The sequence below is a fragment of the Sinorhizobium psoraleae genome (assembly GCF_013283645.1).
In the GTDB taxonomy this organism is placed as follows: domain Bacteria; phylum Pseudomonadota; class Alphaproteobacteria; order Rhizobiales; family Rhizobiaceae; genus Sinorhizobium; species Sinorhizobium psoraleae.
Map to the genome: position 1 here is coordinate 1,313,642 of NZ_JABEKV010000002.1, position 24,454 is coordinate 1,338,095.

The window sequence follows — 24,454 nt, forward strand, 5'->3', positions numbered from 1 at the left end:
TCGCGAATGGCGCTAGTTGGCGACACGCCCCTCGCGCCGGTCATTGGCGAAGCCGCTTCTGCTCAGGCGCGCCGTTATCGTCGGAAATATTACTTGAACTCGACCTGGTAGGCTCGGTGGTCCGCAGACGTTGCGGGCTTCATGATTCAGAGTTGTCAGTGGGAAATAGACGATCGGCGAGAAAGGCCATCGGGCCGGCAGCCGCGGAGTTCCAGCCTATCGACTATCCATTTCGCTTAATCCTGCGGGCCTTGGCAGGCAGCGATAATCTGCTCATGATCGTGCACCCTGATTTCCACGAATGGGCGGCTGCTTTAGCTATAGGCGCGCTTCAGGAAGTGGAGGTATTTGTCCGCCATACCTGTTTCGCGATGGTCTTGCGACACGCCATAGCTTAGTAGCGTAACTGCCGCCGCGTTGAGATCTGTCTGCGGATGCACAAGTTTTATGAGAGGTGAGTATTGCTCTAGCCACTGGTTTTTGTGCGTTTTGACGTCGAAGAGCAGCGAAGGGACGTTACAGAGGAGACCGAAAATGGCCATGTGATATCGGCCACCGATGTGCAGGCGGCATTTTGAGATCGTCTCGGCAGCACGTTCGATGCTGGCTGTCTCAGCAAAAACACCGCCACGGGCAATGATCTCCGCTTCATAAGCATTGAAACGCTCAACTGCATGCGTAAGAACAACTGGCCGAAGCCTCAACGCGTGGCAAGCCCGCAGTGCGGCCTTTAGGATCCAAACGTCTTCGTCGGCATTGTTCCTGGCTCCGGTGGTTATCAGGCAGCCGTCGCGCTCGGACCAAGGTTCTGGCGCTATCCGAAGGAACGCAGCATCCTCTAGAAATTCGATTCCGTAATATTCAGCTGAGATTTCGTCGCGGGCGGCGACATTACCGAGCTTGCGGAAGAGCTTTCTAAGATAGTCTGATCGTTCGTCGTCGTAGATAGGTATAGTTCCGTTCAAGACCGCGAACGGCTTGCCCAGCTTCCTGGCGGCAAGGACAGGAGTGAAGAAAGTCGCGAGCCCTTCTGCCGTTGTCCTATGATCCAACGACCCCTCCGGCTGCAGGATCACAAAATCGGCGGCCGTTATATGATCGATAGCGTCTTTGCCATACGCGGCAGAAAGTCGGCTTTCTGTGTCCGAGACTTCATTCCGTTCAGAGAATGTGTTTTTTGGGAATTCCTGTCTGAAGGCCGCGAAGTTGAAACCGATGGACGTTATCTCGGCCTCCGGGAACGCGTCCAGAATTTGCTGCTTTAGGCCCTGGCTCGTCAACCGGCATCCGATATTGACCCTGAAGTCCGTATCGTTGAACAGAGCAATCTTAATTTTCGAGCGAGGCACTTCTTGGTGTCGGTTAGAGCTTCCGAGCTCGTCAACGAAGCTCTCGTAATGTCGCCAAAAGCCGGAAGGATCGCCGGCAGATATGTGCTCTCGGCAAACAGTACGAGCGTCCGAGTACATTTTGTCTGCGACGAGAAATCCCACAGCGCGCCTCGCTTTGGAAACGTCGGCTCCGCGTCCCGTTACTGCTAGCACCAGGTGCCTTGCAGCTTTGTCAGGATTCAATTTCCTCAGATTCTTCGCGAGCCGCCAATGTAAGGCGGACTTTATCCCCTCGAACAATTTCGTTAGTTCCGGTGAGTTGGATGCAGCCGTATAAGTGCACAAAATACAACCGAGTATCAAGAACTGCGGGATACATCTTCTGGACCTCCTCCGTCAGTCGCAGAATCGACGGGACGGAAAACGTGGGAAGGCAAATTGATGGCAAAGAGAGAACCTCTCCGGGCTTGCTCGCACCCGAGACCCTTCGAAGTTTGCAGCGAGAGACACCGCTAGAAAAGCCGGGCGGGTGGGCTCGACCAGGACTCGCCAAAGCGGCATCAAGACACTATAGAGACCGAGGGGCTCCGCGAGTGCACAGAACACCATGGGTGGTTGCAGGGAAGGCTTCTTGAACGTCAAGGGTCGGAAACAGCACGATATCGATCCCGAAACGATCACTGGGGTCCTAAAGCGCGTCTTTGCCGAAAACGGACGCGACCATATCCGCGGCTACGCGTTTGCCATTGCCTGCCTGATAGTTGTGGCCGCGACGACGGGTTTCATCGCCTGGATCAGTGAAACAGTGGTCAACGAAGCTTTCGCCAACAGGCGCGGCGACGCGGTTCTCCTCATCTGCTTTTCGATTTTTGCTGCCTTCGTGCTGAGAGGTTTGGCGACTTACGGACAAGCCGTCGCTTTGTCGAAGATCGGCAACAGTATCGTCGCCCGTTACAAACGCCGGCTTTACGCGCATCTAATGGCACTGAGCGTCGGCTATTTCCAGGAGAAGCGCTCGGCACAGCTCACAGCCAAGATCAACCAGAACATCGCCGGTATCCGTGACGTCCTCAATATGACGGTCACCTCGATTGCTCGCGATCTTCTGACTTTGATCGGCCTCGTCGGCGTCATGATCAGCAAGGACTGGCTGCTGTCACTTGTCATCCTTCTCGTCGCTCCGCCGTTGCTGTTTGGGCTTCGCTATCTCTCCAAGCGGCTGCGTCTGGCGACACGCGAAGCGGTTGAGGCCAACAGCCGCGTGCTCGGCGCGATGCAGGAGACCATTCAGGGCATTTCCATCGTCAAAGCCTTCACTATGGAGGAGGAATTGCGGCGCAAGGTCGAGGCGATCATCGATCGGGCCGAGAATCGGGCCAATCGCATCGCGCGCTTGAGCGAACGCTCGGCGCCGTTAACGGAGACCTTCGCAGGCCTGGCGATCTCGAGCGTCCTTGCCTACGCCACGTTCCGCATCATCTACAGCAACGTGCCCCCGGGCGCCTTCTTTGCCTTTGTGACCGCGCTTCTCATGGCGTACGACCCGGCCCGGCGGCTGGCTCGTCTGCAGCTGTCGCTGGAGCGCGCCGCCGTCAACGCACGCATGCTTTATGAGGTTCTGGATACCGCTCCGCACCAGCGAGACCTGCCGGGTGCCACGGAGCTGACCTTTAGCGAAGCGACTGTCGAGTTTCGCGACGTGCGCTTCTCCTATGCCAATGGCGAGGAGATCCTGAAGGGTGTCAGCTTCCGCGCGGAGGGTGGCAAAACGACCGCGCTTGTCGGCGCGTCCGGCGCCGGCAAGTCCACTATCATAAGCCTTGTCCCGCGATTCTACGATCCGCAGTCGGGCCAAATTCTGGTCGATGGCCAGGACATCGCCGCTGTCACCAAGCAATCGCTGCGCAATGGGCTCGCCTATGTCTCGCAGCAACCCTACCTCTTCGAAGGTTCCATCCGCGACAATATCCGCTACGGGCGGCCGGAGGCCACGGATGCGGAAATCGAAGAGGCGGCGAGGCTTGCCTATGCGCATGATTTCATCCTCGCGCAACCGCAGGGCTACGATACCCCCGTCGGTGAACAGGGGATGACGCTTTCCGGCGGCCAGCGCCAGCGGCTGTCGATCGCTCGTGCGCTCGTTCGCAATGCGCCGATCCTCCTTCTCGACGAAGCCACCTCCGCTCTCGACACCGAATCCGAGGCTGCTGTTCAGGAGGCGCTCGATCAGGCGATGAGCGGTCGCACTGTCATCGTTATCGCCCACCGGCTTTCCACCGTCGTCAATGCTGACAAGATCGTCGTGATGAAGCAGGGTCTGGTCGTCGAGGAGGGGACGCATGAGGAGCTCGCGCATCGTCCTGAGGGTCTCTACGCTCGCCTCCACAATCTGCAAGGTGGCGACTTGGAATTGACCGTGGGAACCGATGTCACCTAGCTCGTGCTCGACATCTCGCCGGCGAGTAGCGATCCTCAGCGGATCGCGGGTATCCAGATCGGAAACCCTTCTGGCAGCCCGCTTCCTTGCTGCGCATCACGCTCCACGTTTGGCTTTATCGTCGAGTGGCACAGGCAGTCGCAAGGGCGATTCGCCCTTAAGCGGGGGGATCTGGTGCGGCCGCCCAAGCTTGCGAAATCGAGACAATGCACAGGACGCCGAGACGGCGGGCATTGGCGTCAGCTTGCTGCCGTCATCGTGTTCATGATCACTCGCCGGTTCAACTTTCCGGCTAAGGATTGGCCAGGCAATGATTATATCCCATCGCCATAAATTCATTTTCATCCACATACCCAAAACCGCCGGCAGCACGATCTCCGCTTATCTTGCTCGCGAATTCGGGCCATGGGACCTGCAACTCGGGTCCTGGAAGGATGCGCTCGGCAATGGAGCGAATGCAAATCGGCTAGCATTGATCGCTATCTTTTGCCATCTCTCTCCATTCAAGATCGCGAAAACGCTCGTCCGCAACGGCAAAGTCGATTCATTGGCCGGGGCTGCTCTCAGCCGTCGCTTTGCAGGCAAGCTCGCGGATCATTCAGGCGCAAGCGAAATCGAGGCCTTCGATCCTTCTGCCTGGAAACAGTACTTCAAGTTCTGCTTCGTGCGGAACCCATTCGAGCGTGCCGTTTCAATTTACAACTGGCACTACAGGAAGGCGGAAACGCGGCCGAGCTTCTCGCAAATGCTCTGCTTGATCGAAGAAGGCGCCGCCAAGAGGGAGCGTATTAACTGGGAATCCTGGCAACTCTACACCAATAACAACGAGATCGTTGTGGATTTCGTAGGACGGCAGGAGCGCCTCTCGGAGGATCTACGCATGATATGCGACAGACTCGGCCTGCCGTTTGACGATCGCTTTCTGATAAGAGCGAAGGCGAACCCGACACGGCCCGACATTCACAGCTACTATAAACCGGGCGACCGTGAGCGCGTCGAACGACTTTTCGGTCCCGAGATCGAGCGTTTCAAATACCGTTTTCCCGATTAGCGCCCGGTGTCTCTGGGAGCGAGTGGAGTTCGATCAAGCAAGTTCGGTGATCTGGACCTCCAATCGTTGGAAGAACTCCTGTGCGAGCTTCTTCGCCGTCGAATCGATCAGCCGTGCGCCAAGCTGAGCGAGCTTGCCGCCGACCTGAGCGTCGACGTTATATCTGAGAAGTGTTCCCTCCCCCTCCGCTACAAGCGACATCGTCGCCCCGCCTTCAGCGAAGCCGGCGATCCCGCCCGCGCCCTTGCCAGAGATCCGGCAGGAATAAGGTGGCGTCAGGTCGCTGAGCACCACATCGCCGGTGAACCGTGCCTTCACCGGACCGACTTTGATCGCTACTACGGCAGAAAAGGACTCTGCCGAATGACGTGTGAGGCTTTCGCAGCCCGGAATGCAGGCTTGCAGGACGTCTGGATCCAGGAGAAGTTCCCACGCCCGATCGATGTCGCAGGGAAGGCTCTGCTCGCCATTCAGTTTCATCGCATGCTCCTTGAATGATGGATATCGAAGCACCGCGCGGACCGCGCAGTGCATGTCGACACTTGTTCACGGGAAAAGACGCTCGCTCTTAAGAGGTGCTATCCTTTTCAATCCTAACGATCAGGCATAACCGGCCTTCCTGTCTCGGCTGATAAGCGCACCGTCGCGGTTGGCGGGAGCGCCAAAGCCCGCACCTCCGGGCGTCTTGAGGTGAATGCGATCGCCAGCGCGGATAACGTGCTGCACCTTCTGCTGGGCAGGAGTGAGCGGCTTGCCGTTGATTTCCAGAATGCCGGTCTTACCGTCCTCGCCACCATTGATGCCGGGAGGCGCGATCACCGTGCGCTCGGCATGGAAGCCGACAACGACAGGGCGTTCGGAGCGGTATTCCAGAAGCGTCTCCTGTCCAAGCCCGCCGCGATGCTTGCCGCTGCCGGCCGACCCCTCGCGCAGGCGCTTATGCATGACGCGGAAATTCGACTGCTGCTCCATCATCTCGACCGGCACGCAGGAGATGTTCGATGGCCAGCTTAGAACGTTGTAGCCGTCGCGTTGCGCTGTGCCGCCGGTGCCGCCGTTGAAGAAGAACTTGTTGACGTAGGTTTCGCCCTTGTCATTGACGCCGGAAGCCTGGAGGCTCCAAAGCGGCGAGCCGGGACCGGCTGCGACTCGCTCCGGCGCGGCCTTGGAAATAGCGCCGAAGACGGCAAATGGCAGGAAATGGCCGACGAGCGTGCGGGTCTGACCGGAGGCCGGATAGCGATGGTTGAGGATTGATCCTTCCGGCGCGATCACCTCGATCGGACGCAGCGCGCCGTCGTTGTTGAGCATGTCCGGCGCAAGAATGCACTTCAGGCCGTAGACCGTCTGTGCGTAGGTGTAGCAGAGCGCCACATTGATCGCGCGGTCGACCTGGGGCGAGGTGCCGTCATAGTCCACCAGGATGCTATCGCCCTTAACCTTCACGGCGATCTTGATGGTCACAGGCTCCACGATCCCGTCGGTTTGGAGCTCGTAGGTATAGGTGCCGTCGGGAAAAGCACGGATTGCCCCGCGCATCGCAGCTTCCGAACGATCGAGGATTTCGTCGGCAAGGCCCTCGAGCTCGTCGAGCTGATAATCGCTCATCAGGTCGAACAGGCGGCGTTCCATCAATTCGAGCGCCGAGACCTGCGCCCAGAGGTCTCCGACCACCTGGTCCGGCACCCGCACATTCTTGCGCAGCAGGCTGATGAAGGTCTGATCGATGCGGCCTGCGTCCATCAGTTTCAGCATCGGCACCTGGAGGCCTTCTTCGAAGACGTCCCGGATGTCGGCCGTCCCGGTGCGACCGCCCATGTCGGGCGAGTGCGTGGTGCTTGCGGCAAAGCCTACATGCTTGCCGTCGCGGAAAAGCGGCTTGGCGACCGTCAGGTCCGGCAGGTGGCCGGTGCCCATCCACGGATCATTGGTGATGAGGACGTCGCCGGGCTTCAGTGTCTCGGCCGGAAAATGGTCGAGGAAGTGGCGCACCGTCTTCGGCAGGGTGCCGATGAAGGAGGGAATGGAGTCGGTCGCTTGCCCCAAGCAGCGACCCTTGGTGTCGGTGATGATGCACGAGAAGTCGTAGGATTCGCGCACGAGCGTGGAAAACGAGCTGCGTACGAGGGCTGCGGCGGCCTCGTCAACGACAGAGACCAGGCGCGTCCAGATGACTTCCAGGGTGACGGCATCGAAACGAACGGGTTGTCTAGACATTTGGGTGTCCTTGTTCGGAAACGGTTAAAACTCAGGCAGCGATGTCGACGAGGATGTTGCCGCTCGGCTCGACGGTGAGCGTGCCTTCTGGTCCGACGATCAGGGTCGATTCCGGCTCCTCGACCACGGCCGGGCCCTTGATGGTGATGCCGGCCGGCAACTTGGAGCGCTCGAAGACGCGCGTCTCGACAAAGTCCTTCACTTCCGGGAAGTAAACTTTGCGCACGTGCTTCACCGCAGCGTCGGTCGAGCCCTTGGCATCGCTCTCGCCCGCGCCGGCCATACCAGTCGGAGCGGAGACCGTGACGCGGATGTTGACGATCTCGATGCGATCGGTCGGGGGGTTGAGAGTGAAGACGTCCCGATAGGCGGCGCGGAACTTCTCCAGGATCACCTCGCGGCTAGTGCCGTCATAAGGACCTTCCGGCAGGTTGACCACCAGCTCGAAGCCCTGGCCGATATAGCGCATATCGGCAAGACGGCGCACCGTGATTTCCGAAGCTTCCGGAACGGTCTCGTTAATCGTCGCGCGCGCCTCGCTTTCGAGGCTGGCATAGGTCGCCTCAAGTTCAGTCCAATCGAGGTCGGAAACGGGGCGGGCAATGGTGGCGACGCGATCGACGCGTGCCGGCGCGATCAAGAGGCCAAGCGCCGAGGCGACGCCGGCTGCCGGCGGGCACACGAGGCGTTTCAGGCCGAGCTTGCGGGCGACCTGGTAGCCATGCAGTGGGCCGCCGCCGCCGGTCGTCACCAACACGTATTTGCGCAGGTCCTTGCCGCGCTCGGCGACGTGGACGCGAGCTGCACTTGCCATGTTCTCGTTGACAATGTCGTGCACGCCCCACGCGAGTTCACTGACCGAGAGCCCGGTCTCCTCGGAGAGCCCGCCGATCGCCTCGCGCGCCTTGCCGGTATCGACGGTCATGGTGCCGCCGGCGAAGAAGTCCGGATTGAGGTAGCCGAGCGCTAGGTTGGCGTCGGTGACGGTTGGCATGGTGCCGCCAAGACCGTAGCAGGCCGGACCCGGACGGGAGCTCGCGCTTTCCGGGCCGACCTTCATCAGGCCCATATTGTCGACATGGGCGATGCTGCCGCCGCCGGCGCCGATTTCAATCAGGTCAATGGTGGAAATCTTGATCGGCAGGCCACTGCCTTCCTTAAAGCGACGGGTGCGCGCCGCCTCGAACTTGTAGGCGACCAGCGGCTCGCCATTGTCGACGACGCTGAGCTTGGCCGTCGTGCCGCCCATATCGAAGGCAAGCACATGATTGACGTCGCTGCGCCCGCCGAAGAAGGCAGCAGACAGCGCCCCGGCGGCCGGGCCGGATTCCAGAAGTTGAATCGGTGTGCGGCGGGCTTCGCCGATGTGGGTCAGTCCACCCGAGGACACCATCAGGAAGAGCGGCGCGTTGACGCCCATCTCGCGAAGCTGCGCTTCAAGTCGGCCAAGATAGGCGGCTGCGAGCGGCTTAACATAGGCATTCGCGACGGTGGTGGACGTGCGCTCGTATTCACGGATTTCCGGAGCGACCTCGAATGACGTCGTGACGAATACGTCCGGATAGTTCTCCTGGATGAAGGCGGCTGCCTCGCGCTCATGCGCGGGGTTGGCATATGAGTGCAGGAAGCTGACGGCGATCGAGTTGACGCCTTCGGCGATCAGCTTGTCGCAGGCCTCCTTCAGGCTCGCCTTATGGAGCGCCACTTCCACTTCGCCCGCCGGCGACATACGTTCCATAGCCTCGAAGCGGAGCGTGCGCGGAACCAATGCTTCCGGCATTTCGATGAAGATGTCATAGAGCTCGAATTTGCGCTCGCGGCCGACTTCCAGCACGTCGCGAAAACCGGCGGTGGTGATAAGGCCGGTGACGGCACCTTTGCGCTCAATCATGGCATTGGTGAAAAGGGTCGTCGCATGCACCACGCGGTTGATGTCGGCGGCTTTGATCCCAACCTTCTCAATCATCTGCCGCGTGCCGTTGATGACGGCCTTTTCAGGCTCTTCGGGCGTGGTCAGGATTTTCAGATTGTGCTGAACGCCGCTCTCCGGATCAAAGAGAACCAGATCCGTGAACGTGCCGCCGATATCGATACCCAGTGAATATGGCATGTCGCTCTCCGCCTAAAGGCCCGAACGACGCAACTGGCGCCCCGGGCGGTTTTCTGGCGTCGCCGGCATCCGCCGATCGATCGCTGATGGATTGCTAGCCTTTTTTGGAGTTTCGCACAACTGTGCGAAACTTATTTTTTGTATAAAAATGCACTCGGCGCAATTGAATCGGAGTCCCTCGCCTGGAGCGCTGTTTCGCCTACGCCTCAGTGCGATAGGCGTCCTGATTGAACACCCAGCCTTTTCCAATGAAATCCGCGCGCGCTGGGGCGAAAATATCAAGAAGAATATGCTTTCCCTCGCCCTCGCCCTCAGTGGTGTGGACCATCTTCGGCGGAATCACGCAGAGACTGCGTGGGGCTGCCGCCAGATGTAGATCGTCGCGCCAGGCGGTCGCATCGGGGCCCCACGGTACGCGCAGGTGATGGATGAACTCTCCTTCGATAGCGAGCGAACCCTGCTCGAAATCGGCGTGGTCGTGCGGCGAGAGCTTGGTGCGGTCGCGCAGACCTTCGTATTCGATCCAGCTAACGCTCATCGTTGCGCTACGAACGATCTTCAGCCGCGGCTTGTCGGCCGGCGGCTTGATGCCATCGATCGGAATGACCTGCAGCCCGGCACGCGAGGGCGCGTCCCCCACGACCTGCATGCCCTCAGCGGAAGCATCATCATAGTCTCGCTCGTTTTGCGCCGCGGGACGAGCCATATCCGACCGGATGGGCGACATGAGGATCACCTGCCCCTTAGCCACGACAGTGATCGAGTGGACATCCGGCGGAATGATCGCGATCGCGCGGTCGGGAATCGTCGTCGAGATGCCGTCAATCGTCACGGAGCCGCCGCCCGCCGGAAAGACTGCGATCGTCTCATCAATGGCGCGCCGCTCGAGCGACGCGTCGATCCCCGCCGCTTCGTACCACTCGACAAGGAAGGTCTTGCCCCGTGCGCGCCAGACGCGCCAGTCCCCCTCTCGCGTTCCATCGCCGTTGAATTCGACATATCCATGCTGTCTGATTGCCGTCCCGGCCATCGTTTTCTCCCGCTTTCGAAATGAGCTTGGTTAATCGCTTGCGGCGGCTGCGATCGCGCGTGCGCCTGTCAGCACAAGCCCTTGGTCGGATCCGACGAAGGCAAGCGAGACGCCCTTCTCTTTAAGGCCCGCGAGGCCGACCGGCGCACCGCAATGGGCCGCGAGCGGCTTGCCCGCCGCATGTGCTGCCGCCGCCACGCGTGAAAAGGCGGCCTCGACCTCAGGCGTACCGGCAATGTCGAGCCCGAGACCCACCGCCATGTCGGCTGCGCCGTAGAAGAGCGCATCGATGCCCGGTGTGGCGGCGATTTCCTCAATGTTATCGAGCGCAGACGGATCTTCGATCTGGGCAATCACGAAAATATTCTTCTCCTCCTCACGGAGGATTTCGGCCATGCCCCGCGTCGAAAATCCGCCGTAGCGGGTGGTGCCCGAATAGCCGCGGCCGCCTGGGCCAAACCGCGACCGCCGTGCCACTTGCCGCGCCGTCGCAAGCGAATCCACATGCGGAACAACGATCCCCGCCGCCCCGCCATCGAGCGCCTGAAGGATAGTGTCCGCGCTCCCATGAGACAGGCGCACAAAGGCCGAAAGGCCGAGCGCGCGCGCAAGCGCCAGCGACCAGTCGAGTTCACGGCGGCTAAACGCAGAATGCTCCGCATCAAGACAGATGAAATCAAGCCCGGACAGCGCCAGGATCTCGATGATGTCGGCCGACGACGTCTTGACGAAGGTGCCGGCAAGTATGCGCCCAGTGCTGAGCTTCTCGCGGAAATTCATGGGGCCTCCCCTATTGGATCATCCAGGCCACCATAGCATTATTGTTATTTCGCGCAACTGTGCGAATTTCTATTTTGGCAAAGGCTCGCGCATCCGATAATAATGCATGGCAAGTGGGATAAGAAAGGATTGGCGCTTCGGCCAGGCGACATGTCGCAGATCGTCCTGCGTGAACAGCGTGCGCGCCGCCTCGTGCTTGCCGAGCATGCGAAGCGCCGCCTTGTGACCGAGATAGGGCGCCATGGCGAGGCCGGAGAAGCAGTAGCCGATCGCAAAATGGACGCCATCATGCTTGCCGACATGCGGGAACATGTCGCCCGTTGCAGCACAGCGGCCGGTCCAGGCATGTGTTATGTCGACGCCGTCGAGTTCCGGGAAGAAGTGGACCATTTCTTCGCGCAGCTTGCCGGCCATTTGCGCAAGCGATGTATGGAAGAGTCCCGTGCGGCCGCCGAAGATCAGGCGGCTGTCGCTTAACTGGTAATAGTTCGAGTTCTTGCGGTTGTCGTGATAGGTCCGGTTGCCGGCACAAAGGCGAGCGAGCTTTTCCGGCGCAAGCGGAGCCGTCGCCACCATGAAGGCATCGATAGGACTGAGGCGCCGGGAGAACCAACTTTGACTCTTCGGCGTGTAGCCATTCGTGGCGATCAGCACGTCACGTACCTGCACATTGCCGCGCGCTGTCGCCACCACGAAAGCGCTGCCATTGCGCGACACGCCAAGAACTGGCATGTTTCCAATGACCGTGGCACCGGCCGCGCGGGCCGCTTGAAGATGTGCCATCGAATAGCGGCCGGGATGAACGGCCGCATTCTCTATGATGTGCACGCCGCCGACATAGCGCTTCGTCGGAAGTTCGGGATCATCCGCCCGATGGATGAAATCGACGGCTTCACCCACGTGCTTGGCGCGCAGCTCCCATTCGCGGAATAGCCGATCGCGGTGTCCCGGCGTGATCGCGCCCACGACCCGGCCACATTTACGAAATCCGGAACCGAAGCCCAGTGTTTCGATGCGTTTGACGGCGAAATCATAGACCCCGCAGAGCTCGCGGAAATAGGCGATCGCCGTATCGAGACCGGCGGCCTCCTTCAGTTGGCCGAAGGAGTGCTTGAAATAGCGCCCGAGCATGGCGCCATTGCGCGAGCTGGCGCCCCCTCCCGGTCGGCCCGCGTCGAGTACAAGGACGGAGCGGCCGGCCTCTGCAAGCGTGTGTGCCGCCGTCAGTCCGGTGAGGCCGGCGCCGACGATGGCAACGTCGACCCGCTGCGGCAAAGACACCGCCGCCTGTTCCTCAGGCCGGGCCAGCGCCGTGCCCTCCCACCACCATGGATATTCGCGCAACATCGTTTTTCGATTGTCCGAAGCCATGCCATTCATCCTATTGACGCGTCTGTCTCTGAGACGCGAGGTTCCACAATTTCTCTAATCGCACACTTGCGCGAAAAATGATACAGAGTAATGATACCGATCGTTCCGGCGCGTGCGCCCTGTTTCGGAGGATGCGATGGTCCCGCTCTCGTTAACTGTCAACGGCAAGCCGATCGAGGTCGAGGTTGAAGCCCGCACCCTGATGGTCGACCTTTTGCGCAATACGCTTGGCCTCACTGGCACGCATATCGGTTGCGACACGTCCCAATGTGGCGCCTGCGTGGTGCACGTTAACGGTCGTACGATCAAATCCTGCTCAGTGCTCGCGGTCGCCTGCGATGGCGAGGAAATCACGACGATCGAGGGCCTCGCGTGCGATGACGGTCGCCTCCACCCGATGCAGCAGGCGTTTGCCGACTGTCATGGCCTGCAATGCGGCTATTGCACGCCCGGCATGATTATGACGGCCGTTGCGATCGCCGATGAGGAGGATTTGCTCGAACCCGCCCGCCTACGCGAAGAACTGCACGGCAATCTCTGCCGCTGCACCGGATACCAGAACATCGTGAAGGCGGTTATCGCCGGTGCGGACGCCATGAAGAGAAGCGGCTGAGGCAGACCTATGCAGAATTTCGACTTCCATCGCCCCCAGACACTCGCTGAGGCGGTCTCCATCCTGGCCGAGGATGAAGGCGCAAAGTTGCTCGCCGGCGGACAGACGCTGCTGCCGACCATGAAGCAAGGGCTCGCCACGCCTTCCGCGCTCGTTGCGCTTCGGGCGATCCCGGGCCTCACCGGCATCCGCGCATGCGACGACGGCTCGCTGGAGATCGGCGCCATGACCTGCCATGCCGATGTCGCTGCAAGCCCACTCGTGCAACGGCTGCTGCCCGGCCTGGCCGCGCTTGCCAACAAGATCGCCGATCGGCACGTGCGCAATCGCGGAACGCTCGGCGGCTCCATCGCCAATTGTGACCCGGCAGCCGACTATCCCGCAGCCCTCCTCGCCCTCGATGCGACGATCGTTACCGACCGGCGCGAGATCCCTGCGGACGAATTTTTCGCCGGCCTTTTCACCACAGCGCTGGAGGACCGAGAGATCGTCACCACCGTGCGTTTTGCGCCCGCTACGCGGGTTGCTTATGCCAAGTTTTCCAGTCCCGCCTCGCGCTATGCCATCGTTGGCGTGGCTGTCGCTGCCAGTGGCAGCGCCGTGCGTGTTGCAGTAACCGGTGCCGGCGCCGACGGTCTCTTTCGTTGGGAAGAAGCAGAGGCGGCGCTTACAAGGGATTTCTCGCCGGAAGCGCTCGGCAAATTTGAGCCCGATCCCGACATGCTCAACGGCGACATGCACGCTTCGCCGGCCTACAGGGCGTCGCTCACCCGCACGATGACGATACGTGCGGTCCGCACTTTGCTTTCCGAACGGATTCTCGATTGAGTTGACCGCCAAGTGTTCGCCGCCCCTTCAAATATTCGGACCCGCCCGTAGATTATGGGATCTCGCTGGCAATGCGCACAGTCTGAATACGCGACAGATCCAGGCCGCTGGCGGCAAATGCGCGTGCGATGTTGTCGGCTGCCTCTTTCAGGACAGGCAGGTAGTGGGCCTCCATCTGTGCGGCCGTCGCGCGTGAGGTTGGTGCGCCGACATTGATTGCCCCCACCGGAACGCCGTCGGGCGAAAGCACCGGCACCGCAATCGAGATCAGTTCCTCCTCGAACTCGCCGTTGATCAGCGTCCAGCCCTGCTCTCGGATCGCAGCGAGCCTCTTTCGGAACAGCACGGGATCGGTGATCGTCATTGGCGTTGCCGCTCTGAGGGGATGCTGTTCAAGGAAGGTGTCGATCCTTTCCGCCGGCTGGTACGCGAGCAGCACGCGCCCGAGGGAGGAGAGCCCCGCCGGAATTCGCGTACCGACGGAAACCGTGATGCTCTGAACGATGCGCCGCGCTTCGGCGCGGGCAAGGTAGACGACATCGCTACCGTCGAGCACGGCAAAGGAGCAGTTCTCCTGGAGCGCATCGACCACGTCTTGGAGGTACGGGCGGACGAGTTCGGGGAAGCGCCAGGTCGAGAGATACGTGTAGCCGAGTTCAAGGATCTTCGGCCGCGGCTCGAACAAGTCCCCCTCGCTGTGAAGATAGCCAAGCTCTGTGAGGGTCAGCAGGAAACGGCGCGCGGCCGCACGGCTGAGCCCCGTCAGCACCGCCACGTCGCTGGTGGAAAGCCGCGGCCGGCTTTCCGAGAAGAGCCTGAGCACGTCGAGTCCGCGTGCAAGGGCGGAGACGAAATCTGCCCGCTTGATGCCACCGACCATGGACGGCGCACGTCCACCCCGCGCCTCCTTCGGCTTCTTTGCCTTAACACTCTTTGCCATAGTAACTCCCTGGTTGCTGGCCGATTGCCATCTTCGCGAGCGCATCCACCCGCTCCAGTGGCATCCGTCTTTCGGCTCACCTTATCCACACCTTATCACCGCGCCACTAAGGCGACTTGAGCGCGTGACCCCCAACCGGCGCTACCGCCGGTTTCGCTGCATTTCTTAGCCCATATCGACTTTTCGCACAACGGTGCGATTTTTGATTGACAAGGCGTACGGTTTGCAGCAACGATGCGTCCATCGACGACAGGAGAAGTGCCGTGGACGTTCTGAGAATCGAAGGATTACGCAAGAGCTTTGGGCCTGTCGAGGTGCTGAAGGGCATCGACCTTACCGTAAAGAAGGGCGAGACTGTCGTTCTGCTCGGCTCCTCCGGCTCCGGCAAGTCGACCTTGCTTCGCTGCGTCAACTTCCTCGAAACGCCGGATGGCGGCACGATCACGCACAACGGCGTGACGATCGGTCGAAAATCGCACAACAAGACGATTTACACCCCCAGCGAGCTGAAGGCGGTGCGCTCGCAGGTCGGCATGGTGTTCCAGCAGTTCAACCTCTTTCCGCATCTGACGGTCGAAGGCAATGTCATGCTTGGCCTTACCCGCGTGCGAAAGATGAGCCAGAACGCGGCGCGCAAGCGCGCGCTCGAATGTCTCGACCGCGTCGGCCTCGCCGATAAAGCGCAAGCCTATCCGCTGTCACTTTCGGGCGGACAGCAACAGCGCGTCGCGATTGCCCGCGCCGTCGCCATGCAGCCATCGATGGTCCTGTTCGACGAACCGACCTCGGCACTGGATCCGGAGCTGGTCGGCGAAGTGCTGAACGCCATGCGCCAACTCGCTGAAGACGGAACGACGATGATCATCGTCACCCACGAACTCGGCTTCGCCTACAACGTCGCCAATTGCGTGGTTTTCCTGCACGAGGGCCGGGTGCACGAGAAGGGAGCGCCACACGAGGTGCTGGTCAATCCGAAGACCGAGCGCATGCGCGAGTTTCTCGCCAGCCATACGCTCTTCCGCATCCCGGAACAGGTCGCGGCGGAATAGGCAAAGAAGCCAGGAGGATCGGCATGCAGGGCATCGCCCAGAGCGCGCATAGACTGGAGGACCGACGGTTTCTCGTCGGCGCCGGGCGCTATCTCGACGACGTGCGCCTGCCCCGGATGGCGACGATGGCGATCGTTCGCTCGCCCCACGCGCATGCCCGAATCCTCTCAGTCGACACCAGCGCCGCCGAAGCGGTCGAAGGCGTGCTCGCCGTCCTGACAGCTGAGGAACTGGCAGCCGAGGGCATCTCCGGTCTGCCTTGCCTCGCCGACATCAAAACACGCCGGGAATTCAGGTCCTTTCTCCCATCTCGACCGATCCTAGCGACCGGTACCGCCCGCTATGCAGGCGAACCTGTCGCGGCCGTGATCGCCGAGACGCCGGCGGCGGCGCGCGAAGCAGCCGAGTGCGTCTTAATCGAGTACGACGCGCTGCCTGCAGTGGTTGGCGTGGACGCATCGCTCGCCGCCGACGACCGCATCTGGGACGAGGCGCCCGACAACATCTGCTTCGACTGGCACTCGGGCGACCGCGACAAGACCGAGGCGCATTTTGCCAAAGCGGCCCACGTCGTGTCGCTCGAACTCGACAATAATCGCGTCGCCGGGCTGTCGCTGGAAACCCGCGGCGTTATCGGCGACTACGACACGCGTGAGGACCGCTTCACGCTGTACGTCTCGTCGCAGGGCGGCCACTCCATCCGCCGCGTCATCTGCCAGCACGCGCTGCATGTTCCGGAAAACCGTATGCGGGTCATCACGCCCGACGTCGGGGGCGGCTTCGGCCCGAAGATCTTCACCTACGGTGAATACGTGCTCGCCCTGGTCGCGGCCAGGCGTCTTGGCCGCCCGGTCAAATGGGTCAGCGATCGCATGGAGTCGCTGCAGAGCGACACGCAGGGTCGCGCGCAGCGTTGCCGCGCGGAGCTGGCGATGGACGCCGAGGGGCGCTTCCTGGCCATGCGTTTCGATGGCTTCGCTGATGCGGGCGCCTATCCGGCCCAACATGGTCCAAACATCGCGACGGTTGCGGGCGACGGACTGCACCCGGCCATCTACGACATTCAATCGGTGTCCGTGCGCGTTCGCGGGCTCTTCACTAATACGGTCCCGGTCGATTCCTACCGTGGCGCCGGGCGACCCGAAGTGATCTATGCCGTCGAACGCCTCGTCCAGAAGGCAGCCGAAAAGCTCGACGTCGATCCTGCAGAGCTGCGCAAGAAGAATCTCGTCTCCCGCGACTGCATGCCATTCCGGACGATCACTGGCCAGCGTTACGACGATGGCGACTTCGCCCGGCTGATCGACCTCGCCGTGGAGCAATCCGGTTTCGACGACCGCGAGAGGATCAAGGCGGACGCGCGCTCGCGCGGCAAGCTCGCCGGCTTTGGCCTGGCCTACTTCATCGATCGGTGCGGCCGTGGGTTGGACGAGTTTGCCGAGCTTCGCTTCGACCCATCGGGCTCGGCCATCCTCTATGTCGGCTCGCAAACCAACGGCCAAGGCCATGAGACAGCCTATGCGCAGGTGGTGGCCAACCGCCTTGGCATCGAGAGGAATGCGATCCGCGTCGTACAGGGGGATACGGACCAAGTCGCCTTCGGTCGCGGCACCGGCGGTTCGCGCGCGCTCGCGGTGGGTGGCAATGCGGTGCACTTGGCCGCCGACAAGGTGCTGGAGCGTACTCGACTAATCGCCGCCTTCGCCCTCGGCGTGGAGCCCGCCGACCTCTCATTCGACGACGGCATTTTCCGCAAGGTCGGCACCAATGAGACGATGCCAATCCTCGATGCGATCAGGCTGGCCTTCAATCCCCGCGCGCTCCCGCCCGGGCTCGAAGCTGGCATGAGCATTAGTGCCCATTTCACGCCGGACAATCCGACGTTTCCGAACGGCTGCCACATCTGCCATCTCGAGATCGACAAGCAGACCGGTGTCGTCGAGTTGAAGCGCTATATCGGCGTCAACGATGTGGGCACCATTCTCGACCGGCGGCTGGTCGAAGGACAGTTCCACGGAGGGCTGGCACAAGGCATCGGCCAAGCGCTGCTCGAACAGGTCGTCTACGACGTCGATACTGGCCAGATGCTGACCGGCTCGCTGATGGACTACTGCTACCCGAAAGCGGACGATTTCATCGATTTCGAACTCGACTTCGTCGAGATCCCCTGCCGATCCAATCCACTCGGGGTGAAGGGCTGCGGCGAGGCCGGCGCGATTGCAGCGCCGCCGGCCGTCGCCAACGCCGTAATGGATGCCCTCGCCGGTTATGACACATCAAGACTTCAGATGCCCTTTACCTCGAACAAGATCTTCGAGGTGTTGAGCGGCTGAGCTGAAATGAAACCATCAAGACTCAAAGGAGGAATAAGGGGAATGAACATGACTTTTTCGTTGATCAAGAAGGTGGCGCTTATCGCTGCCATGGCGGTCGTGACGTCGACGGCCTATGCTCAGGAACAGTCGACCTGGGACCAGATCCAGTCGACCAAGAAAGTTCGTCTCGGCTGCGCGCAGTCTGAACCCTGGTGCTTCAAGGACGTGACCGGCAGCGACGAGCCGGGCGGCATCGAAACGAACGGCAATGTCTACCGCGGCGTCGCCGTCGCTCTCGGCAAAGATGTCGCCGATGCGCTCGGCGTTGAGCTCGAGATTGTCGAAACGACTTGGGGCAATGCGGTCGCCGGCCTGCAGGCCAACCAGTACGACTTCATGTTCCAGCTCGACGCCACACCCCAGCGCGCGCTGTCTATCGATTTCGCCGGTCCTGTGATGTGGTATCCGGTTGCTCTCCTGGTGAAGAACGATTTCGCCCCTACCACCTGGGCCGAGCTCAGCGATCCGAAGTACAAGCTCGCCGCACCCTCGGGCACGACCTTCGTCGACGTAATCAAGAAGAACGCGCCGGAAGCAACGCTCGCCACATTCCAACAGTCGAACGAGGCGATCGCGGCTTTCCAGTCCGGCCGCGTCGACGGTGCGGCCTCCACCGGCCCAATGGCCGACGTTAGCCGGCTGCGGCTCAAGACCGGCAAGACGCTGGTGCCGACTCCGGTGGTTGCCCGCCCGTCCAGCGCCGGTCTCCGCAAGGAGACCGACAGCCGCTGGCGCGACTTCCTGCAGGTCGCCGTGAGCTATTCCTACGACACTGGCCGCACGCAGCAGCTCTACGAGGACTTCCTCGCCTTCCGCGGCCTCGACCCTAAGACCGCTGCCTCCACCCGCAAGGAAGATCTGCTGCGTTAAGCGAATCCGTCTTGCAACAGGCTCTCCCGTACTTGCGCGGGAGAGCCTGCCGAAAGCCCGCTCGGCGGCTCGTTGTCCGCTTTGCACCCAAACAGTAATGGGCTCCGCCATGAACTACATCTGGGATTTTTCCGCCGTCTGGCGCAATGGCGGTATGCTTCTCGACGGTTTCGCCAACACGGCACTGCTGACGGCTACCTGTCTTGTCCTTGCCTTGCCGCTGGGTCTGCTTCTCGCGCTGATGCGGCTCTCCAATGCACGACCCTTGCGTTTCCTCGGGCTCGCTTACGTCAATTTCTTCCGCGCCGCCCCCGCCCTCGTCCTGATCGTCTGGTTCTACTTCGCCTTCCCGGTGATAATCGGTGTGGAGATGAACGCGTTCGAAGCCTCGATCCTGGCGATCGGCCTGCAGTCGGCCGCCTACATGGCCGAGGTTTTTCGCGGGGGCATGCAGGCGATCCGGCGCGGACAATGGGAGGCAGCGAGGGCTATCGGACTCAGTTCTGCCGACACCATCCGCTTCGTCATCCTACCTCAGGCAGTTCGCCAGATGATCCCGGTGTTCCTCATCCGTTTTGCGGAATTGGTGAAGGCAACGACCCTTGCAGGCGTGATCGCTTATGGCGAAACCGTCTACATGGCCAACGAACTCTCGACGCAGACCTACCGGCCGCTCGAAACCTTCACCGCCATCGCGCTCCTTTTCTTCGTCCTGATCTTCGGCATCACCAGCTTTTCGAAACTGCTCGAAAAGCGGCTCATTGCAGGAAGGTGACACGCCATGAACTACACTTGGGATTTCACATCGATCCTTACCTATCGACACCTGCTCTATCAGGGCATCGGCGGCACGCTGCTGCTCTCAGGGGTATCGGTGGCGACGGCAATGGCGATCGGCCTAATCATGTGCCTGCTGCGGACCGCGCCATCGAAGGCGGCGTCGCTGCCGGCGGCGGCCTTCGTGGTATTCTTCCGTAACATCCCCTTCATCGTCCAGCTCTTCTGGCTTTTCTATGCGATTCCGGTACTGACAGGTCTGCAGGCGAAGCCGTTCATAGCCGCCTATTTGGCGCTCAGCCTCTACGGCGGCGCCTATTTCACCGAAATTTTCCGCGCAGGTCTGCAGGGTGTTGAGAAGGGACAGTGGGAAGCGGCTAAGGCGATCGGGCTCGGCTATTCCAGCACGCTGAAGCAGGTGATTGTTCCCCAGGCGATCCGCCGCGTCGTTCCGCCTCTGACGACTCAGGTAATCGAGCTGATCAAATTGACGACGGTCGCCTCCTCGATCGCCTATGCCGAGCTCCTTTATGCCGGCAAGCTCGTGGCAGACCAGGATTTCCGCCCGCTCGAAGCTTATACCACCGTCGCCATTCTTTTGATCCTGCTTCTCTCGATCGTCTCGATGATCGGGGCTTGGTGCGAAAGCCGGCTGAAGATCGAAGCACGCTAGTCATTCTCCCAGTAAGACGGAACATTCCATGGCCATCCAGCCCTCAGCCGCCCTCAAACGCATAGGCACCTCCGCGACTATCGCCATGACACAGAAGGCGCGCGACATGAAGGCGCGCGGCGAAGACGTCATCGCGCTCTCAGCCGGCCAGCCGGATTTCGATACGCCGCTGCATATCCGGGAAGCCGCTTTCGAAGCGATGCAGCGCGGTGAGACGCGCTATCCGCCCGTCGCCGGAATCCCTGAACTGCGCGAGGCGATTGCAGCGAAGTTCGCGCGCGAGAACGGGCTCGACTACAGGCCTGAGGAAACCATCGTCTGCACCGGCGGCAAGCAGGTAATCGCCAACGCGCTGCTCGCGACGCTGAACCCCGGCGACGAGGTGGTGATTCCGGTGCCCGGCTGGGTCTCCTATGCCCAGCTGACCGAGTTCTGTGGAGCGAAGCCAGTGCTTGTCCCTACCGGTCCAGACACGGGCTACAAGTTGACTGCCGAGGCGCTCGATGCGGCAATCACGCCGAAGACGCGCTGGCTGATCTTCAACAACCCCTGCAATCCGACCGGGGTGGTCTACAGCCGCGCCGAGCTTGCTGACCTTTGCGGCGTTCTGCTGCGCCACCCGCAGGTGATGATTCTCACGGATGACATGTACGAGCACCTGCGCTACGACCAGGTCGAGTTCGTCACCTTCGTCGCCGTCGAACCGTCACTGCGCGACCGGACGCTGACGATGAACGGCGTCTCAAAGTCCTATGCCATGACCGGCTGGCGCATCGGCTATGGCGGCGGCCCGCGGCCGCTGATCGACGCCATGGTCAAGCTCCAGACGCAAATGACCTCCGGTGCCTGCTCTGTCGCCCAGTGGGCGGCGGTCGCCGCGCTCGAAGGCCCCCAGGATTACGTCCGCGCAAGTCGTGCAGCCTTCCAGAAGCGACGCGATCTCGTCGTGGACCGCCTGCGCGCGATGGAAGGGTTGGAATGCCAGATGCCGCAGGGTGCCTTCTACGTCTATCCGTCTTGTGGACCGCTGATCGGCAGGAAGGCGCCATCGGGCAAGGTGATCGAAACCGACGAAGACTTCGCGCTAGAACTGCTTTCCGCTGCCAAGGTCGCGGTCGTCCACGGAGCTGCGTTCGGCGTAGGCCCCAATTTCCGCGTCTCCTACGCTGCGTCGCTCGACGAGATAACGGAAGCCTGTGAGCGCATGGGACGGTTCATCGCAGCGCTAAGCTAGTTCGTTTGATCGGCCCGGGCTGAATATCCCCCTGAGATCCCATCAGGAGCGGAAAGGTCCGCGCTATCCGAGGCACTTCAGCGTGCATCGCCAAGGATGAGAATACCAGGAGGAGGTTGGTCGATCCGCCGTACTGCGCGCCATAGTAAATGCCGGCCAGCATGACCAGGGCAGTCAACGGATCCAGGAAGATTGTCATCGACAGAAACATAGAGACCGTCGCGAGCGGGCCTACTCCCGGCAGAATGCACACCAGCGTGCCCAACAGGCACCCGAGGAACGCGAGCCCAAGGTTCTGCATTGTCAGGGCCAGATAGAACCCGTTCAAAATTCCGTCGAAATCAAACACGAACGCGCGAACCAGACCTGAACCGAACGGCTGCCGAACTTCCGTTCTCCACCCCATCTGAGACGATCGGTAGACCGGACCGCCCGTGCGGGTGCCGGCTGTGTAGTATCCATCTCCTTAAGGGGCTCTAACCATGGACACGCAATTTGCCGCTGTGGGACAGATCTAGAATACGAGAGAATGCGGTCGGGGACTAAAGCACTCGTGCAAGCCTAAGCGCTTGCGCGGATCATCAATTTGCCGGGCGTATGCGGCCAAAAACCATCCGAGGGGCGCATCGTGTCGTTGATAATGATGCTGATTGCCTCCTGAACCATCCGTTCGACAGGCTGGCGGATAGTGGTGCGCCGATAGGACGTCCAGGACGCCATGGGAATGCCATCGAAGCCTACCACGGCGATGTCCTCTCCAACGCGCATCGCGCTCTTTGATGGCATCGATCGCTGCAAGCGCCATGATATCGTTGCAGCAAAAAACCGCGTCCGGCGGATCCGATTTGGCAATCAGCGTCATTGTTGCTGCGTAAGCCCGTGTTGTAGGAGAAATCTCCCCATTTCTCGCCATAAAGGCCGCGACCCGCCTCCATGAGCGCATCGCGAAAAGCCGCGTGCCCGCTCCTGATGCGTGGATGTATTCGCCAAACCTGCGACGAAGGCAATCCGCTGACGTCCTCTGGCCAGCATCACGTGAGCGACAGCCCGGCCTCCGCCGTAATTATCGCGGAAATCGTATGAGTGCGAAAATCGCGCTTGATGCGATTGATGTGGTGACTGTTCGCGGAAAATGGCCGCAGACGGCGCCTAGGTCAGGACGCTCGCCCGAGGACCAGGTCGGAGGCCTTTTCCCCGATCATGATGCTCGCGGCATTGGTGTTGCCGGAGACGAGCAGCGGCATGACCGAGGCGTCGGCGACCCTGAGGCCGTCGATGCCGTGGACCTTCAGCGCGGGGTCGACGACGCTCTCGGGCGACGTGCCCATCGCGCATGTGCTCGTCGGGTGGAAGCTGCTGCCAGCGGTTTCCTGGATATAGGCGAAGATGTCGTCGTTCGTCTTGCAGTCGGGGCCCGGTAACATCTCGTCCTGAACCACGCGTTGCAGGGCCGTCGTCTCGAAAATCCTGCGCGTGATGCGCACGCCGTCGACTGCGACGCGGCGATCCTCTGGCGTAGACAGATAGTTCGCCTGGATCAACGGTGCCTCGTCGGGATTGGCCGACCGTATCCTGATCCAGCCGCGGCTTTCCGGGCGGCAAGGGCTCGTCACGAGCGTGCAGCCCGGATAGTCGTGCATCATCCCGCCGGCCTTGGCGGAACTGCCGGCGAGGAAATGGAACTGCACGTCCGGCGTTTCCAGCTCCGGCCTCGTTTTCGCGAAAAGGCCGAGTGGTCCGGCGCCCATCATCAGGGCCCCTTCGCCCTTCACGAGATAGCGCAGACCCGTTGCGATCTTGAGCGGCAGGCTGCGCGAAATCTCATTCAGCGTGTTGCGGTTGCGGACGCGGTAGACGGTACGGATGCCCATATGGTCCTGAAGATTCTCACCGACACCGATAAGTGCGTGCACGATCGGTATGCCGAGCGCGCGCAGATGATCGGGATTACCGATCCCGGACAGTTGCAGCACCTGGGGAGAGTTCACCGCGCCGCCGCTAAGCACGATCTCCCGCCGCACGCTTGCCGTGAACGGTTGCCCGTCCAGACGGAACGCAACGCCGACGGCACGCTTGCCCTCGAACACGATCCGGTCGACAGGTGCGCGCGTCACGACCTTCAAGTTCGACCGCTTCATCGCCGGCTTGAGATAGGCGACGGCCGCGCTGCAGCGCCGGCGATTTCGGATCGTCAATTGGTAGGTGCCGGCACCTTCCTGCTTCTCGCCGTTGAAGTCGGGATTGGCGGGGTAGCCCGCCTCAATGCAGCCAGCGAGGAAGGCGTCGTGCAGTTCGTGCGGCGCACGCAGATCCGAAACTGCGAGCGGACCGCCCGACCCGTGATAGGCGCTTGCCCCATGCTGCTGGTCCTCGGCCCGCTTGAAATAGGGAAGGACATCCCGGTACGACCAGCCGACATTGCCCATCTGCCGCCACTGGTCAAAGTCCTCGTGCTGGCCGCGAATATAGATGAGCCCGTTAATGGAACTCGTGCCGCCAAGGACGCGTCCGCGCGGCCAGGGCAGCCGCCGCCCCTTCAGCATCGGCTCGGGTTCAGTCTCGAAGGTCCGTGAAATACGGAGATTGTAGATGTTGCGGTAGAAGCCTGCCGGCACATGGATCCAGGGATCGCGATCCGGCCCGCCGCTTTCCAGGAGGAGGACGCGTGTCTGCGGGTCCTCCGAAAGCCGGTTCGCAAGGACACATCCGGCCGAGCCGGCACCGATGATGATGAAATCGAACGTCCCGAATTCCTGCATCGTGTTTCC

20 protein-coding genes and 1 pseudogene are annotated in these 24,454 nt (G+C 61.3%); 10 read left to right on the forward strand and 11 right to left on the reverse strand.

The features are described 5' to 3' along the window. Positions 1-314: 314 nt before the first annotated feature. Complete coding sequence (locus tag ILFOPFJJ_RS15000) at positions 315-1,631, reverse strand: polysaccharide pyruvyl transferase family protein (RefSeq protein WP_173511305.1); 1,317 nt, start codon at positions 1,629-1,631, stop codon at positions 315-317. Between the two features lie 331 nt (positions 1,632-1,962). Here ILFOPFJJ_RS15000 and ILFOPFJJ_RS15005 point away from each other — a divergent pair, with 331 nt between their 5' ends. Both ILFOPFJJ_RS15005 and ILFOPFJJ_RS15010 read left to right on the forward strand, forming a co-directional pair. Further along, the gene (locus ILFOPFJJ_RS15005) at positions 1,963-3,768 is read left to right on the forward strand and encodes an ABC transporter ATP-binding protein (protein WP_173511306.1); all 1,806 of its coding nucleotides are present in this window, start codon (positions 1,963-1,965) and stop codon (positions 3,766-3,768) included. 310 nt (positions 3,769-4,078) lie between these two features. Then, on the forward strand, positions 4,079-4,819 hold the full coding sequence (locus ILFOPFJJ_RS15010; protein WP_173511307.1) for a sulfotransferase family 2 domain-containing protein: 741 nt from the start codon (positions 4,079-4,081) through the stop codon (positions 4,817-4,819). 33 nt (positions 4,820-4,852) lie between these two features. Here ILFOPFJJ_RS15010 and ILFOPFJJ_RS15015 read toward each other — a convergent pair whose 3' ends face one another. From ILFOPFJJ_RS15015 to ILFOPFJJ_RS15040, 6 genes are all read right to left on the reverse strand, one after another. Beyond that, the gene (locus ILFOPFJJ_RS15015) at positions 4,853-5,299 is read right to left on the reverse strand and encodes an SRPBCC family protein (protein ID WP_173511308.1); all 447 of its coding nucleotides are present in this window, start codon (positions 5,297-5,299) and stop codon (positions 4,853-4,855) included. A 120-nt stretch (positions 5,300-5,419) separates the two neighbouring features. Beyond that, positions 5,420-7,036, reverse strand: coding sequence for a hydantoinase B/oxoprolinase family protein (locus ILFOPFJJ_RS15020; protein ID WP_173511309.1), 1,617 nt, complete (start codon positions 7,034-7,036; stop codon positions 5,420-5,422). A 31-nt stretch (positions 7,037-7,067) separates the two neighbouring features. After that, positions 7,068-9,146 (reverse strand): hydantoinase/oxoprolinase family protein, encoded by a 2,079-nt coding sequence (locus ILFOPFJJ_RS15025; RefSeq protein WP_173511310.1) that lies wholly within the window; start codon positions 9,144-9,146, stop codon positions 7,068-7,070. A gap of 199 nt (positions 9,147-9,345) precedes the next feature. Continuing rightward, entirely contained in the window at positions 9,346-10,176 is an 831-nt protein-coding gene (locus tag ILFOPFJJ_RS15030) for a cupin domain-containing protein (RefSeq protein WP_173511311.1), read from the reverse strand. 30 nt (positions 10,177-10,206) lie between these two features. Then, positions 10,207-10,956: an HpcH/HpaI aldolase family protein gene (locus ILFOPFJJ_RS15035; RefSeq protein ID WP_173511312.1), complete on the reverse strand. Its 750-nt coding sequence runs from the start codon at positions 10,954-10,956 to the stop codon at positions 10,207-10,209. Positions 10,957-11,025: 69 nt separating this feature from the next. After that, positions 11,026-12,327 carry an NAD(P)/FAD-dependent oxidoreductase gene (locus ILFOPFJJ_RS15040; protein WP_282438616.1) on the reverse strand — a complete coding sequence of 434 codons (1,302 nt, stop codon included), beginning with the start codon at positions 12,325-12,327 and terminating at the stop codon, positions 11,026-11,028. A gap of 136 nt (positions 12,328-12,463) precedes the next feature. Between ILFOPFJJ_RS15040 and ILFOPFJJ_RS15045 the strand changes: the two genes are divergently transcribed. Both ILFOPFJJ_RS15045 and ILFOPFJJ_RS15050 read left to right on the forward strand, forming a co-directional pair. Further along, complete coding sequence (locus tag ILFOPFJJ_RS15045; protein WP_173511313.1) at positions 12,464-12,940, forward strand: (2Fe-2S)-binding protein; 477 nt, start codon at positions 12,464-12,466, stop codon at positions 12,938-12,940. A 9-nt stretch (positions 12,941-12,949) separates the two neighbouring features. Then, positions 12,950-13,768 carry an FAD binding domain-containing protein gene (locus ILFOPFJJ_RS15050; protein WP_173511314.1) on the forward strand — a complete coding sequence of 273 codons (819 nt, stop codon included), beginning with the start codon at positions 12,950-12,952 and terminating at the stop codon, positions 13,766-13,768. A 52-nt stretch (positions 13,769-13,820) separates the two neighbouring features. Here ILFOPFJJ_RS15050 and ILFOPFJJ_RS15055 read toward each other — a convergent pair whose 3' ends face one another. Continuing rightward, a complete protein-coding gene (locus ILFOPFJJ_RS15055; protein WP_210267420.1) occupies positions 13,821-14,708 on the reverse strand; it encodes an IclR family transcriptional regulator domain-containing protein in 888 nt (295 codons plus the stop codon). Between the two features lie 263 nt (positions 14,709-14,971). On the opposite strand from ILFOPFJJ_RS15055, the gene ILFOPFJJ_RS15060 reads away from it, so the two are divergent. From ILFOPFJJ_RS15060 to ILFOPFJJ_RS15085, 6 genes are all read left to right on the forward strand, one after another. Beyond that, a complete protein-coding gene (locus tag ILFOPFJJ_RS15060) occupies positions 14,972-15,757 on the forward strand; it encodes an amino acid ABC transporter ATP-binding protein (RefSeq protein WP_173511315.1) in 786 nt (261 codons plus the stop codon). A 23-nt stretch (positions 15,758-15,780) separates the two neighbouring features. Next, positions 15,781-18,090 (forward strand): xanthine dehydrogenase family protein molybdopterin-binding subunit, encoded by a 2,310-nt coding sequence (locus tag ILFOPFJJ_RS15065; RefSeq protein WP_173511316.1) that lies wholly within the window; start codon positions 15,781-15,783, stop codon positions 18,088-18,090. 42 nt (positions 18,091-18,132) lie between these two features. Then, on the forward strand, positions 18,133-19,002 hold the full coding sequence (locus tag ILFOPFJJ_RS15070; RefSeq protein WP_173511317.1) for a transporter substrate-binding domain-containing protein: 870 nt from the start codon (positions 18,133-18,135) through the stop codon (positions 19,000-19,002). Between the two features lie 109 nt (positions 19,003-19,111). After that, positions 19,112-19,777 carry an amino acid ABC transporter permease gene (locus ILFOPFJJ_RS15075; RefSeq protein ID WP_173511318.1) on the forward strand — a complete coding sequence of 222 codons (666 nt, stop codon included), beginning with the start codon at positions 19,112-19,114 and terminating at the stop codon, positions 19,775-19,777. A 6-nt stretch (positions 19,778-19,783) separates the two neighbouring features. Further along, positions 19,784-20,452 carry an amino acid ABC transporter permease gene (locus ILFOPFJJ_RS15080; RefSeq protein WP_173511319.1) on the forward strand — a complete coding sequence of 223 codons (669 nt, stop codon included), beginning with the start codon at positions 19,784-19,786 and terminating at the stop codon, positions 20,450-20,452. A 28-nt stretch (positions 20,453-20,480) separates the two neighbouring features. Then, positions 20,481-21,686, forward strand: a complete 1,206-nt coding sequence (locus ILFOPFJJ_RS15085; protein WP_173511320.1) for a pyridoxal phosphate-dependent aminotransferase — start codon at positions 20,481-20,483, stop codon at positions 21,684-21,686. 103 nt (positions 21,687-21,789) lie between these two features. On the opposite strand, the pseudogene ILFOPFJJ_RS35065 reads toward ILFOPFJJ_RS15085, so the two are convergent. From ILFOPFJJ_RS35065 to ILFOPFJJ_RS15100, 3 genes and pseudogenes are all read right to left on the reverse strand, one after another. Next, a pseudogene (locus tag ILFOPFJJ_RS35065) lies at positions 21,790-21,987 on the reverse strand (tripartite tricarboxylate transporter permease); the annotation flags it as partial. A gap of 260 nt (positions 21,988-22,247) precedes the next feature. Continuing rightward, positions 22,248-22,472, reverse strand: a complete 225-nt coding sequence (locus tag ILFOPFJJ_RS15095) for a substrate-binding domain-containing protein (protein WP_173511322.1) — start codon at positions 22,470-22,472, stop codon at positions 22,248-22,250. Between the two features lie 368 nt (positions 22,473-22,840). Next, on the reverse strand, positions 22,841-24,445 hold the full coding sequence (locus tag ILFOPFJJ_RS15100) for a GMC family oxidoreductase (RefSeq protein ID WP_173511323.1): 1,605 nt from the start codon (positions 24,443-24,445) through the stop codon (positions 22,841-22,843). Between the last annotated feature and the right edge of the window lie 9 nt (positions 24,446-24,454).